This window comes from Marinobacter piscis (genome assembly GCF_007671655.1).
Taxonomy (GTDB): Bacteria; Pseudomonadota; Gammaproteobacteria; order Pseudomonadales; family Oleiphilaceae; genus Marinobacter; species Marinobacter piscensis.
This window is the reverse complement of sequence record NZ_VCGX01000005.1, coordinates 95,744-110,114: the sequence shown is the minus strand read 5'-3', so window position 1 is coordinate 110,114 and position 14,371 is coordinate 95,744. Positions and strand designations below refer to the sequence as shown.

General features: G+C 55.5%; 11 protein-coding genes. 3 read left to right on the top strand and 8 right to left on the bottom strand.

Annotated features, from left to right (window positions below):
* Window positions 1-359: 359 nt before the first annotated feature.
* The 4 genes from pssA to FFI95_RS14950 form a co-directional block, all read right to left on the bottom strand.
* Window positions 360-1,211 carry a CDP-diacylglycerol--serine O-phosphatidyltransferase gene (pssA, locus tag FFI95_RS14965; RefSeq protein WP_144823839.1) on the bottom strand — a complete coding sequence of 284 codons (852 nt, stop codon included), beginning with the start codon at window positions 1,209-1,211 and terminating at the stop codon, window positions 360-362.
* 89 nt (window positions 1,212-1,300) lie between these two features.
* The gene (gene ilvC, locus FFI95_RS14960) at window positions 1,301-2,317 is read right to left on the bottom strand and encodes a ketol-acid reductoisomerase (RefSeq protein ID WP_144823838.1); all 1,017 of its coding nucleotides are present in this window, start codon (window positions 2,315-2,317) and stop codon (window positions 1,301-1,303) included.
* A gap of 62 nt (window positions 2,318-2,379) precedes the next feature.
* Entirely contained in the window at window positions 2,380-2,871 is a 492-nt protein-coding gene (gene ilvN / locus FFI95_RS14955; RefSeq protein ID WP_144823841.1) for an acetolactate synthase small subunit, read from the bottom strand.
* A gap of 2 nt (window positions 2,872-2,873) precedes the next feature.
* Entirely contained in the window at window positions 2,874-4,592 is a 1,719-nt protein-coding gene (locus tag FFI95_RS14950) for an acetolactate synthase 3 large subunit (protein WP_144823837.1), read from the bottom strand.
* A 427-nt stretch (window positions 4,593-5,019) separates the two neighbouring features.
* Here FFI95_RS14950 and FFI95_RS14945 point away from each other — a divergent pair, with 427 nt between their 5' ends.
* Complete coding sequence (locus tag FFI95_RS14945) at window positions 5,020-5,484, top strand: DUF4124 domain-containing protein (RefSeq protein ID WP_144823836.1); 465 nt, start codon at window positions 5,020-5,022, stop codon at window positions 5,482-5,484.
* A 58-nt stretch (window positions 5,485-5,542) separates the two neighbouring features.
* On the opposite strand, the gene clpB is transcribed toward FFI95_RS14945, so the two are convergent.
* The 3 genes from clpB to rluD form a co-directional block, all read right to left on the bottom strand.
* Window positions 5,543-8,119, bottom strand: a complete 2,577-nt coding sequence (clpB, locus tag FFI95_RS14940; protein ID WP_144823835.1) for an ATP-dependent chaperone ClpB — start codon at window positions 8,117-8,119, stop codon at window positions 5,543-5,545.
* Between the two features lie 135 nt (window positions 8,120-8,254).
* On the bottom strand, window positions 8,255-9,022 hold the full coding sequence (pgeF, locus tag FFI95_RS14935; RefSeq protein WP_144823834.1) for a peptidoglycan editing factor PgeF: 768 nt from the start codon (window positions 9,020-9,022) through the stop codon (window positions 8,255-8,257).
* Entirely contained in the window at window positions 9,012-9,989 is a 978-nt protein-coding gene (gene rluD, locus FFI95_RS14930; RefSeq protein WP_144823833.1) for a 23S rRNA pseudouridine(1911/1915/1917) synthase RluD, read from the bottom strand. Before rluD ends, pgeF begins: the two co-directional genes overlap by 11 nt.
* 133 nt (window positions 9,990-10,122) lie before the next feature.
* Here rluD and FFI95_RS14925 point away from each other — a divergent pair, with 133 nt between their 5' ends.
* Window positions 10,123-10,956, top strand: coding sequence for an outer membrane protein assembly factor BamD (locus tag FFI95_RS14925; protein WP_144823832.1), 834 nt, complete (start codon window positions 10,123-10,125; stop codon window positions 10,954-10,956).
* A gap of 8 nt (window positions 10,957-10,964) precedes the next feature.
* Here the strand turns inward: FFI95_RS14925 and FFI95_RS14920 are convergent, their stop codons facing one another.
* On the bottom strand, window positions 10,965-12,629 hold the full coding sequence (locus FFI95_RS14920; protein WP_144823831.1) for an NAD+ synthase: 1,665 nt from the start codon (window positions 12,627-12,629) through the stop codon (window positions 10,965-10,967).
* Window positions 12,630-12,722: 93 nt separating this feature from the next.
* Here FFI95_RS14920 and FFI95_RS14915 point away from each other — a divergent pair, with 93 nt between their 5' ends.
* Window positions 12,723-14,363 carry a sensor histidine kinase gene (locus tag FFI95_RS14915; protein ID WP_144823830.1) on the top strand — a complete coding sequence of 547 codons (1,641 nt, stop codon included), beginning with the start codon at window positions 12,723-12,725 and terminating at the stop codon, window positions 14,361-14,363.
* Window positions 14,364-14,371: the final 8 nt, after the last annotated feature.

Below are 14,371 nucleotides of genomic sequence, written 5' to 3'. Positions count from 1 at the left end.
TTTCTTGCCGAAATACTCCAGCCAGCGCCCACACGAATTACTTGGTCAACTTGTTAAAGAGCGTTTGAGCTGTTGCTCAATCGAGGTGGCGTATTCTACATCGATTCGCCGCCTTGTCAACTGTTAATTTAAAGAAACTTCAAAATCGTTTTTCTTTAATACTTTCAAACAGTTGCCCTTGTCGAAACCGCCGCCTCAGCGGTGTGTCCCTCGAAGGAAGTGCGCATTCTACAGGCGTGGACTTTTCTGTCAACGGCTATTTTCAACTAATCTTCGAAAGCTTCGGTTTCCACCTATAAAACCAGTCAAAGGTGACAGATACTGCTCAATAAACCAGCAAACCCGACCTGTTACAGCTATTAATTGCCAGACCGGACCCCACGACGCCACTTTCCCCGAAACAGTGCACGCACCGGACCGGACAAGGCATACACTAGGAACCCGGTAAAAAGCACAGTTGCCGGATCCAGTGCGACAACCACAAGAATCAGCACAACCAGCAATATTGCTGCAAAAGGAACACGCCCCTTGAGATCAAGATCCTTAAAGCTGTGATAAAACACATTACTGACCATCAGAACGCCGGAACCACCTACAACGATCAGCGTCATGAAGGTAAGCCAGGCCGCAGGCTCGAATGTATGGAAGCTCCAAACCAGTCCGGCAACACAGGCCGCAGCGGCCGGGCTGGGCAGCCCCACAAAATACTTTTTGTCGACTGAGCCGATCTGAGTGTTAAATCGCGCAAGGCGCAGGGCAGCGCCGGCTACAAATATGAAGGTAACCGCCCAGCCAAGTTTATCCAGCCCATTGAGGGACCAGAAGAACGCAACAAACCCGGGCGCAACACCAAAAGCCACCATATCGGCGAGACTGTCGTATTCCTCCCCGAACTTGCTCTGGGTATTGGTCATTCGGGCAACACGCCCGTCGAGGCCATCCAGAACCATGGAGATAAAAATGGCTATGGCAGCGTTATCAAAAACCCCACCCGCTGCAGACACAATCGCATAGAAGCCTGAAAACAGTGAAGCCGTTGTCAGTGCGTTAGGAAGCAGATAAATGCCTTTCCTGCGCACAGGCGCTCCTTCAACCAGCTCTTCCTCGATCACTTCACCCGACTCAACATCATAGTCAGTTGCAGATCCCGGCACTTCATCATGCTTACCGTCCCCGGACTCAGGGCCGGTGCTTGCTCTCTCTTCAGTCATTCCCATTACTCCGGAAAGTATTCGGGCAAAGTATATACGAAAAACGCGGCCACCCGGGCCGCGTTTTATCAAACCAAACGAGAGTCCGCTCAGTTTTTATCTTTATCAACGATCTTGTTCGCTGAAATCCACGGCATCATTCCGCGCAGCTTCTCGCCCACGACTTCAATATCGTGAGCTGCGTTCTGGCGACGACGCGCAGTCATGGAGGGATAGTTCAGTGCACCCTCAGAAATGAACATCTTCGCGTATTCACCACTCTGGATGCGCTTGAGTGCATTGCGCATGGCTTCCCGGGATTGCTCGTTGATAATCTCGGTACCGGTTACATACTCACCATACTCTGCGTTGTTAGAGATGGAGTAGTTCATGTTGGCAATGCCGCCTTCGTACATCAGGTCTACAATCAGCTTCAGCTCATGCAGACACTCGAAGTAGGCCATCTCCGGGGCGTAGCCGGCTTCTGTCAGGGTTTCAAAACCGGCTTTTACCAGCTCAACCGCACCGCCACACAGTACAGCCTGCTCACCGAACAGGTCGGTTTCAGTCTCATCCTTGAAAGTGGTCTCAATGATACCGGTACGACCACCACCAATTCCGCTGGCATAGGACAGAGCGACATTCTTGGCATTGCCGGAGGCATCCTGGAACACAGCTACCAGATCGGGGATACCACCGCCATTGGCAAACTCGGTGCGCACAGTGTGCCCCGGCGCCTTGGGCGCGACCATGATGACGTCGAGATCCTTGCGCGGAACAATCTGGTTGTAGTGAATCGCAAAGCCGTGAGCAAACGCCAGTGTCGCGCCCTGCTTCAGGTTCGGCTCGATTTCTTCAGCATACAGCTGGGACTGGAACTCATCCGGCGTCAGCACCATGATGACATCAGCAGCCGCTACCGCAGAGGGTACGTCGCTGGTTTTCAGACCGTAGGCTTCCGCCTTGGCGATAGAAGAGGACCCCGGGCGCAGACCAACGGTTACATCAACACCGGACTCTTTCAGGTTGCACGCATGGGCATGCCCCTGTGAACCGAAACCGATGATGGCAACCTTCTTGCCCTGAATAATGGATAGGTCACAATCTTTATCGTAATAAACCTGCATGAAAAACCTCTATTATTTGTAATGGTCTCAACAGACCTGAGCGTTCGTAATACACAAACTCTTTATAAACTCAGAACCTTCTCGCCTCTGGCGATTCCGGATACCCCCGAGCGCACTACTTCCAGCACACCCGACGTGCCGACAGCCTGCAAAAAGCCATCCAGCTTGTCGCTGGCGCCGGCCAGCTGCACGGTGTAAACCGAGCTGGTCACATCAACAATCTGGCCCCGGAAGATATCCACGGTACGCTTGATTTCCGCACGCTGGGCACCGGTTGCTTTCAGCTTGATCAGCATCATTTCCCGCTCGATGTGGGGGCCTTCGGTCAGGTCTACCAGCTTCACTACTTCAACCAGTTTGTTGAGCTGCTTGGTAATCTGCTCAATAACCCGATCCGAACCGGAGGTTGTCACCGTAAGACGGGACAGAGTCTCGTCCTCCGTAGGTGCAACCGTGAGGGTCTCGATGTTGTAGTTGCGCTGGGAAAACAGCCCGACTACACGGGACAGAGCCCCCGGCTCGTTTTCCAGTAACACAGAAATGATTCGGCGCATGTTCATACCCTCTCCGTCTTACTGAGCCACATGTCTTTCATGGAACCACGGGCTACCTGCATCGGATATACATGCTCAACCCGGTCAACCTGTATGTCTACAAACACCAGCCTGTCCTTCATAGCCAGTGCTTCCCTGAGTTTGGGCTCCAGATCCTCTTTTTTATCAATCCGGATACCCACATGCCCGTAAGCTTCGGCAAGCATCATGAAGTCGGGCAGCGAATCCATATAGGAATGGGAGTGCCTGGACTCGTAGTTCATGTCCTGCCACTGCTTCACCATGCCCAGCGCCTGGTTATTCAGGTTGATGATTTTTACCGGCAGATCGTACTGGTTGCACGTAGACAGCTCCTGGATATTCATCTGGATACTGCCCTCCCCGGTGATACACAGCACTTCGTCATCCGGGTGCGTAAGTTTGACGCCCATAGCCGCAGGCAGACCGAAGCCCATGGTGCCCAGGCCACCGGAGTTGATCCAGCGATTAGGCTTGTCGAACTTATAGTACTGGGCTGCAAACATCTGATGCTGACCGACATCGGAGGTTACGAACGCGTCGCCATTGGTCAGGCGCGACAACATTTCCACCACTTCCTGGGGCTTGATCACATCCGGGCTGGTTTCATAACGCATTCCATGAAATGCCCGCCACTCGTCGATCTGCTTCCACCAGGATGCCAGCGCCTCGGCATCCGGCTTTTCTTTGCTCTCTTTAACCAGTGCCAGCATTTCCTTGAGCACAGCATCCACCGGACCAACAATGGGCACATCGGCATCCACCGTTTTGGAGATAGAGGCGGGGTCGATATCAATATGGATAATCCGGGCACCCGGGCAGAACTTCTCTGTGGCATTGGTCACCCGGTCATCAAACCGCGCGCCCACTGCGAGAATCAGATCTGAGTGGTGCATCGCCATATTGGCTTCGTAGGTGCCGTGCATACCAAGCCAGCCAACGTACTGCGGATCACTGGAGGGGTAACAGCCAATGCCCATCAGGGTGTTGGTAATCGGAAACTCCAGCTTGCGCACCAGATCGGTCAGCAGGCCGGAGGCCTTGCCCAGAATAACGCCACCACCGGCATAGATGATCGGACGCCGGGCCGCCAGCATCATATCCACGGCCTTCTTGATCTGCCCCGCATGGCCTCGTACCGCGGGGTTGTAAGAACGCAGCTTTACTTTTTTCGGATATGCGTATTCAAAGCGCTCATTAGGCGCGGTCATATCCTTGGGAATATCCACTACCACCGGGCCCGGACGGCCGGTTGAGGCAATGTAATAAGCTTTACGGATAATTTCCGGTATTTCAGAAGGATGACGCACACTGAGGTTGTGCTTAACAACCGGACGGGAGACACCCATCATATCGGTTTCCTGAAAAGCATCTTCACCAATCAGGGTGGAAGCCACCTGCCCGCACAGAACCACCATGGGGATGGAATCCATGAACGCGGTTGCAATACCCGTAATCGTATTGGTTGCTCCGGGGCCTGAGGTTACAAGCACAGTTCCCGGCTCGCCGGTTGCGCGCGCATAGCCGTCAGCCATGTGCACGGCTGCCTGCTCATGCCTTACCAGAATGTGTTTAACCTTGTCCTGCCGGAACAGCGCATCATAAATATGAAGAGCTGCACCACCCGGATAGCCGTATATGTACTCGATACCCTGATCCTGCAGGGAGCGGATCAACATATCGGCGCCAGACAATAATTCCACGATTTTCTACCCTCTTCTGCGAGTGATTGAGCCGGGCACATGCCCGGATGCCTGGATTCACGGTTGTCCTGCTTCTTGTGAAAGCGGAACCGGCTGCTGCTCCACACTTTAAAGAGGTTGTCTCCTGGCCAGCCGCCCTCCTGAGGGTTGCGGAGAACGACCAATCGTCGGGTTGCAACTAAGCAACAACCATTCCGCGACGGATGCGCGGCACGCTCAGTGTGGTAAGTAACGGGGGCATACCTGCACGGGATTGCCGGCCGTATAACCCCCAGTCTTCAGGCAATCAGTAATTCTGACAGGGCTAAACTCCCTGTCAATAGCTACCCGCGTTTTCCCGGCCCGTACTTTTGAACCAGATGGAAGAAAACGCAGGCCACAGATGGCATCATAGCCCCACCAGAATCACACACCCACGAGTAAAGCCATGACGAAACACTCCCTGATACTGATGACCATGCTCCTGATTATCGCGCCCGCAATGGCAATGAGCGCCTCAGTATACAAATGGACAGACGAAAACGGCGTCACCCATTTTGGCGACCGGCAGCCTGTCGGCACCAGTTCCGAAACCCTTAACGTACGCTCTGGTACTGCGTCGGCAAACGGGAACAGCCGCCCGGGCCCTCAGCAGCGCCTTGACGCGCTCCGGGAGCAACAACAGGAAGAAGCAAACAGGCAGACCGAGTCTGCGATGGAAGAAGCCCGTCGCAAACAGCGCGAAGCCAACTGCGCCACGGCCCGGACGAACCTTGAAATCATCCGCACAAATTCACGTATCCGTGTGCAGGATAACGGTGAGCCGCGCTACCTCACGCCTGAGGAAATTGATGAACAGAAAACAAAATACGAAGAGATTGCAGCGGAAAACTGCCAGCGCGAAGATCAGTAAAAAGCCCAAAAAAAGAGGGCAGAGCCAAAGCCCTGCCCTCTTTTTGCTTCTGCCTGTATCAGGCTTTCTTAAACACTAACTGACTGCCATCAACGGTCGCCCGGATTGTATCTTCGGAGACAAAATCCCCCTGCAACAACCTTTGTGCCAGTGGGTTTTCAATCATCCTCTGGATAGCCCTCTTAAGCGGCCGGGCGCCATAAACCGGATCGTAACCGACTTCCGCCAGCAAATTCAGAGCTGCCTCATCCAACTCCAGCCTTACGCCCTGCTCCTGTAAACGCAGGTTAAGGATTTCAATCTGGTTTTTGGCAATCCCGTGAATCTGACTTTCTGCCAGCGGATGGAACACCACCACCTCATCGACACGGTTAATGAATTCCGGACGGAAATGTGTGCCCACAACCTCCATGACAGAATTCTTCATGGCTTCGTAGTTCTCTGCCCCAGCCTGCTGCTGAATAATGTCAGAGCCAAGGTTGGATGTCATAACGATCACAGTGTTGCTGAAATCCACAGTCCGGCCCTGGCCATCAGTCAGGCGGCCATCATCCAGCACCTGCAGCAATATGTTGAAGACATCCGGGTGCGCTTTTTCAACCTCATCAAGCAGCAGCACAGAGTAAGGGCGACGGCGAACGGCTTCCGTGAGATACCCGCCTTCTTCATAGCCCACATAGCCGGGAGGTGCACCAATCAGTCGTGCTACGGAGTGTTTCTCCATAAACTCCGACATATCGATGCGCACCATGGCATCGTCTGTATCAAACAGGAACGAGGCCAGCGCCTTACACAGCTCTGTTTTCCCCACACCTGTGGGCCCGAGGAACAGGAACGAGCCATTTGGCCGCTGCGGATCGGCGAGACCGGCACGGGACCGACGTACAGCGTTTGATACCGCCTCTACGGCTTCATTCTGGCCAATCACACGCTCATGCAGGGCATCCTCCATGCGCATCAGCTTGTCGCGCTCGCCTTCCAGCATCCGGGTAACGGGAATGCCTGTCCACTTGGAAACAACCTCGGCAATCTCCTCGTCGGTCACGCGGTTACGCAGCAGCGTCATCTCCATCATCTCGGCCTGACCCGCCATGTCCAGCTGCCGCTCCAGCTCGGGAATGCGCCCATACTGCAACTCGGACATCTTGCCCAGGTCACCGGCCCGGCGCGCGCTCTCCAGATCAATACGGGCCTGTTCCAGCTCACTCTTTACGTTCTGGGAGCCATGCAGCGCTGCTTTCTCGGAGTTCCAGACTTCTTCAAGGTCGGCGTACTCGCGCTCAACTTCGAGAATCACATCTGACAACTCATTCAAACGCTTATGAGAGGCCGCATCGGTTTCCTTTTTCAAGGCTTCGCGCTCAATCTTGAGCTGAATAAGACGGCGCTCCAGGCGATCCAGAGGTTCTGGCTTGGAATCCATTTCCATACGAATCTGACTGGCAGCTTCATCCACCAGATCAATGGCCTTATCCGGCAACTGACGGTCGGTGATGTAACGCTGAGACAACTTGGCCGCGGCAATAATGGCGCCGTCGGTCACTTCTACACCGTGGTGTACTTCATACCGCTCTTTCAGGCCGCGCAGGATGGCAACCGTATCTTCCTCGTTCGGCTCGTTGATCAGTACTTTCTGGAAACGACGCTCAAGCGCAGCATCCTTTTCTATGTTCTCGCGGTATTCATCCAGTGTGGTGGCGCCTACACAGTGCAGCTCGCCACGAGCCAGCGCAGGCTTGAGCATGTTACCGGCATCCATGGAGCCTTCGGTTTTACCGGCGCCTACGACCGTGTGAATCTCATCGATAAACAGGATAACCTGGCCTTCTTCCTTGGCCAGCTCGTTAAGTACCGCTTTCAGCCGCTCTTCGAACTCCCCGCGGAACTTGGCGCCGGCAATCAGTGCGCCCATGTCCAGAGACAGTACACGCTTGTTCTTCAATCCTTCGGGCACTTCGCCGTTTACAATGCGCTGAGCGAGGCCTTCGGCAATGGCCGTTTTACCCACACCCGGCTCACCAATCAGTACCGGGTTGTTTTTACGGCGACGCTGCAGCACCTGAATGGTGCGACGTATTTCGTCATCACGACCAATGACCGGGTCCAGCTTTCCGGCTTCCGCGCGCTCGGTCAGATCAATTGTATACTTTGACAGTGCCTGGCGATTTTCCTCTGCGCCTGCGTCATCCACGGTTTCGCCTCCACGTACTGAGTCAATCGCCTTTTCCAAAGCGGCTTTATCCACGCCCTGCTCCCGCAATACACGGCCGAGCGTGCCACGATCTTCCAGCGCCGCCAGCAGCATCAGTTCGCTGGAAATAAACTGGTCCTGGCGCTTCTGGGCAAGCTTATCTGCAATATTGAACAGGCGCCCCATATCATTTGACATGGCCACGTCGCCGGCACTGCCCGGCACCTCCGGCAGGTTCTCGATTTCCTGCGCCACTGTCTGACGTACCCGGGCAGGCTCAGCGCCGGCCTGCTTCAGCAGGGGCGTGATCGAGCTGCCCTGTTGATCGAGCATTGCCTGCATCAGATGCAGGGGCTCAATAAAATTATGATCCTTGCCAACGGCAAGTGATTGCGCATCCGCCAAAGCGGCCTGCAACAGACTGGTGAGTTTGTCGATTCTCATGAATTCGTTTCCCCGACTTGTTTCTGCAAATGTAACCCTAAGTGGTACATTCTGTTTGCCTTGACATTTAATGTAGGGGCGTGCAGGGGAACTTCAAGGTTATAACAGGGCCAGCTGTCATATAATTGACGGGCCTCAATTTTTCCAGATAACCGTGGCCATGCGCCCGGTCTGGCCATCACGGCGGTAGGAGTAGAAGCGCGTGCGGTCGGTGACTGTACAAAAGCCCCCGCCAAAAACCTGCTCTACCCCCATTGCTTTCAGTCGCTGCCGGGCAAGCAGGTAAATATCCGCCAGGTAGTGCCCGGAGCGGGCACCGCCCGCAGAAAATGCTTCTGCCGCCTGCGGGTTGTGTGCAACAAACGCGGCTTTCACTTCCGGACCCACCTCAAAAACATCCGGGCCTATTGCAGGCCCCAGCCACGCCATCAGGTGATTACCGGGCAGTCCGAGCTGTGCAACAAGATTCTCCAGAACCCCGCCTGCAAGACTGCGCCAGCCGGCGTGGGCCGCGGCTACTGTGGTTCCATCGCAATCACAAAGAATAACCGGCAAGCAGTCGGCCGACAGGATGGCACAGGCAACACCGGCATGCCCTGTATAGCTGGCATCGGCTTCGGGCATTGAACTCCCCTGCCTCGCCGGCAAAGCGACAGCTTTCGTGCCATGCACCTGATTCAGCCATCCGAATGCTCCTGCAGGCAAGTTACAGGCGCTGGCCAGCCTCTCCCGATTCTGCTGTACATGGGCCGGATCATCATCCACGTGGTCGCCAAGGTTCAGCGACGCCCAGGGCGGACCGCTGACTCCGCCGGAACGGGTAGTACACAGCGCCCGGACATTCGCGGGCGCTGGCCACTGGGGGTGAATAAAGGCCAGCGCGCTGTGATTATCAAAGCTCATTTTGCTCCAGCTCCCGGGCGTGCGTGCGCAACACCGCCAGCAACCCGGTAAAGTCCTCCGGCAAGGGTGCTTCCCAGCTCAGGATTTCACCGGTTTCCGGGTGCTCGAGCGTAAGCTTTCGCGCATGCAACGCCTGACGACTGAACGATGTCAGCATGTCACGCAACGCTTCCGTTGTACCTTTGGGCAAGCGCAATCTGCCGCCATACACAGGGTCCCCGACCAGTGGGTGTTTTACGTGCGCCATGTGCACCCGGATCTGATGCGTTCGCCCGCTTTCCAGCTTGCAGCGCACATGGGTATGAGCCGCAAAGCGCTCGATCAGGCGATAATGGGTGACCGCCGGCTTGCCATTGGCAACCACCGCCATTTTTTTACGGTCATTCGGATGCCGGCCAATGGGGGCATCCACAGTGGCACCCCCGGTCAGCGTCCCTACAACCACAGCCTCATATTCCCGGCCCATGCTGCGCTCCTGAAGCTGATCCACCAGGGATGTATGTGCAATCAGACTGCGGGCAACGACCATTACCCCGGAGGTATCCTTATCAAGGCGGTGAACAATGCCGGCACGGGGCAGGTTTTCCACCTCCGGGGCATAGTTCAGCAGCGCGTTAACCAGAGTACCTGCTGCATGTCCGGCAGCGGGATGCACCACAAGACCGGCCGGTTTGTTGACCACAAGCAGGTGTTCATCCTCATAAACAACATCCAGGGCAATTTCCTCGGCCCGCCAGCTCACCTGTACTTCAGGTTCGGCATCAAGCTCCAGCACATCCCCGAGCATCACCTTGTCTTTGGGCCTGCAAGCGCTTCCGTTCACGGTTAACGCGCCGCTGCGGACCCAGGATTGCAGGCGCGAACGTGAATGTTCCGGCATCAGCTCAGCAGCCGCCTGGTCCAGCCGCCGGTCACTCAGTTCCGGAGGTACAGTAAAACTGGCGGTTATTCGGTTTTCAGATGACATTAAGCCCCCGAGGCCTGTGTGTGTTACGTTTCAGTCAGAATAACTGAAACTTTCAGAATGCACTCTGCACACAGGGCGTGTTCCCCGCTACAATAGCGCACTCGAATTTATCGACATTATACGGGATTCCGGCATGAGATCAGGCTTTCGTTTACTGCTACTTTCCACACTGGTTGTTCTGATCAGTGCCTGCGCATCCAACAAGCAGGAAGAAGTGTTGCCAGAGGAGACCTATTACGACAACGCCCGTCAGGCGATGAACTCCGGCAACTTCAACGAAGCCGAGCAAAACCTGGACTCCCTGGAGACTTACTACCCGTTCGGACGCTATGCTGAACAGGCGCAGCTGGATCTCATTTATGCCCGCTACCAGAACCTTGATCTGGAAGGCGCGCGCGCGGCCGCCGACCGCTTCCTGCGGCTGAATCCCCAGAGTGATCACGCAGACTACGCTCTCTACATGCGCGGGCTGGCGTCCTATAATCTGGACATTGGTCTGGCTGCACGCTATTTCCCCATTGATGTCGCCGCCCGGGACGCTGGAGAACAACTACAGTCTTTCCGTGATTTCGGCGAATTACTGAGCCGGTACCCGGACAGTCAGTACGCCGCCGATGCCCGCCAGCGCATGATTGCCGTGCGCAACCGCATGGCAAAGCTGGAGCTTCACGCCGCACGCTATTACATCAAGCGGGAAGCCTATATAGCTGCCAACAACCGCGCCCGCTACATTGTCGAAAACTACTCCACATCACCCTCAGCTGAAGAAGCACTGATTATCCTGGCGGAAACGTTCGAGTTTCTGAAATACAACGAAAGCGCCGAAGACGCCGTCGCCCTGCTACGGAAAAACTTCCCCGAAAGCGACGCATTCAACCAGGAAGGTGAGTTTGAAGCCGGCCTGCTGAAGCGTGAGAACCGCTCACTCTCCAGCGTAGTCACCTTCGGCCTGGCGGGCGATGACTGACCTGGTCTTTACCGGCCGCTTTTCCAGCCACTGGTAATGGGATAGCGGCGGTCTTTCCCAAATGCCCGCTCAGTAATACGAACCCCGATGGGCGCCTGCCGGCGCTTGTATTCGTTCAGATCCACCAGGCGAACCACCCGCTCAACATCAGCCCGCCCATACCCTTCTGCAACAATGGCGTCGGCGCTGTAATCTTTCTCCACATACAGATGAAGTATCGGGTCCAGTACATCGTACCCCGGAAGATTATCCTCATCTTTTTGGTCCGGCGCTAACTCGGCAGACGGTGGCCGCGTAATAACCCGCTCCGGAATAATCGCAGAAACGGAGTTTCGGTACCTGGCCAGACGAAAGGCCAGCGTCTTGGGCACATCCTTGAGCACATCAAAACCACCGGCCATATCGCCATACAGGGTTGAATAGCCCACCGCCAGCTCACTCTTGTTACCCGTGGTCAGCACCAGTGAACCAAACTTGTTGGAAAGAGACATAAGCACAACACCGCGCACCCTGGCCTGAAGGTTTTGCTCAGTGGTATCGGGTGTTGTGCCTGCAAACGGCACCGCCAGGGTTTCCATAAACGCATCATACAGAGGCTCAATAGAGTACACGTCGTACTGAACCCCCATAGCCTCGGCCTGGGCTTCCGCATCGGCCAGACTGATGTCTGAGGTGTAACGGAACGGCATCATCACAGCGCGAACCCGCTCCGGGCCCAGCGCATCCCCGGCCACAGCCAGAGCCAGGGCCGAATCCAGACCGCCGGATAAACCAAGCACCACCGATTTGAAACCGTTTTTGTTCACATAATCCCGAACCCCGGCCACCAACGCACTGTAAACACTTTCCTCAAGCGACAGCCGGGCCGGCAGTGTCTGGGTTACTGGCTGGCACTGCGCATGACACAAAAGCTCTACCGGATACAGACCTTCGGTAAATTGTGGCGCCGCCACTTCAAGTGAGCCAGACGGATCATAAACCATAGAGCCACCATCAAAGGCCAGCTCGTCCTGAGCCCCCACCAGGTTGGCCCAGATAATACTGACCTGATTCTCACTGGCCTTACGCTCAAGCAGCGATTTTCTGCCAGCCCGCTGATGAATTGTGAAAGGCGAAGCACTCAGGTTAAGGACAAGTTTTGCACCAGCTGCAGCCGACTCCTCCACCGGGCCATCGGCACTCAGGTCGTCACCAATGGTCAGGCCAACCGGTATACCACAGACAGAAACCACCACGGCCTCTGAGCCAGCCTCAAAATAACGCTTTTCATCGAACACACTGTCATTGGGTGTCACCCGCTTGAAGTACCGGCCGGTAATCTCGCCCCCCTCGATCACCAGCGCAGCATTATAAAGCACACAGTCACTTCGCAACGGCGCACCAATAACGATTGCGGTCTCAAGCTTCTCATTCTGCAGCCGCTCCAGCGCTTCACCCACCCGAAGATCCAGGCTGGGCCGAAGCAGCAGGTCTTCCGGAGAGTACCCGGTAAGACACATTTCCGGGAACACCACCACATCTGCCTCATCCCGGTCGCGCGCCTGTTTTGCGGCATCAATAATACGCTCTGTATTGCCGGGAATATCCCCCACAAGAAAATCCTGCTGCGCGATCACCACCCGCAACTTGTGGGGAGGTGTACTGGAACTCTGGGTGTTCCCGGAAACCGTCATAATGAGACTCCTGTAATTCGTTGCCGCTTAAAGGCTATTATACCCCCGCTCAGGCGTTTATTTCTTCCGCACCATAACGGATTTCTGCAGACCATGGCACCAAACACAGCAGCGGCTGGCAGTACTGACAAATACACAACCGGTCTGAAGCGGACCAGCCTATTCCGCATATACAACCATTACCGCCTCATTATCAGCCTGATGCTGGTCGCATTGCTGTTTATTGATCCCATAAGCTTCGACACGCAATTCCGGCTGCCCTACTTTTATCAGCTTGGCGCGGCAGGCTACCTGGCGCTGAACGGCTTTATCGCACTCTCATTGCTGGCCGGGTTTCAGCCCAACAAGCGACACATTACCCTGTCGCTTTTGCTGGACATTCTGATTATGCACGGGCTGCTGTTTGCCAGCACCGGCATTACCAACGGCGTCGCCAACCTCGTCATTGTCATTGTTGCCGCCGGCAACATACTCAACCCCAACCGTATAGGTACCTTTTACGCGGCCCTAGCAACCATCTGCTCGCTCAGCATCTCTGCATGGGCCGTGCTGACCCTCGACGGCCCCGGAGACGACATTGTCCGTGCCGGTTCACTGGGTATTCTGTACTTTGCAACTGCGATTATTCTGCAGAGCATTTCCCGCCGGATGATTCACAGTGAAGCCCTTGCCCGCAGCCGCGCACGCAGCATTGCCGAGCTGGAAAACATAAACCAGCAGATTATTCAACGTATGCGCACAGGGATTCTTGTGCTGGACCGGCAGGGGGAGATTCGCGTAGCCAACGCGGCCGCCGAAGAGCTGTTGTTCGGAATTCCAGGCGCCATGAAAACACCGGAACCCTCACCCCGCACCCTGCCAGCCCCCCTTAAGCTGCGACTGGAGGCCTGGCAGCAAGCCCCCGACAAACGCACAGAGCCCTTCCAGCCTACACCCACATCGCCGCTGCTACAGGCAAGCTTTACCCGGCTGGACCGGGAGCCTTACAAGCAGATTCTTGTGTTTATTGAAGACCTGAGCAAAGTAACGCAGCAGGCACAGCAAATGAAACTGGCCTCTCTTGGGCGACTGACCGCCGGTATCGCCCATGAAATACGCAATCCGCTCGGTGCCATCAGCCACGCGGCCCAGCTGATGGAAGAATCGCCCAACCTGGATAAAGGCGACCAGAAAATGCTGGACATTATCCAGCGCCACTCCCACCGGGTGAACAGTATTATAGAAAACATTCTTACCCTGTCCCGCCGCAAACCCGCCAACCCCGATCTGGTGAACGTTGCAGCCTGGCTGGAAGAATTCAGAGCGGATTTCCTGCAGACTCAGGAAAACATAAGCCCACCCACTCACATCCTCTTAAAATCTGATCCGGGCATACCAGCCGCCAGGTTTGATAAAAGCCAGATTGAACAGGTACTGGTTAACTTGTGCGACAATGGGCTGCGCTATAGTCAGCAAGAGACCGGGGAACGCACTATTGAGCTGCACGCCGGCATCACGGCAGATAATGAACGCGCCTGGATAGCAATAAAAGATTTTGGCCCCGGCATTGCAGAAGGCTCCCGCGAGATGCTTTTTGAGCCGTTCTACACCACCGACAAAGGCGGTACCGGCCTCGGCCTGTACCTGGCCAGAGAATTGTGTGAAGCCAATCAGGCCCATCTATCCCTGGTGGATGATAACCTTCCGGGCAGCTGCTTTCGTATTACCTTTGCCCCACCCGGGCGAATTATCTGAAAGGACAC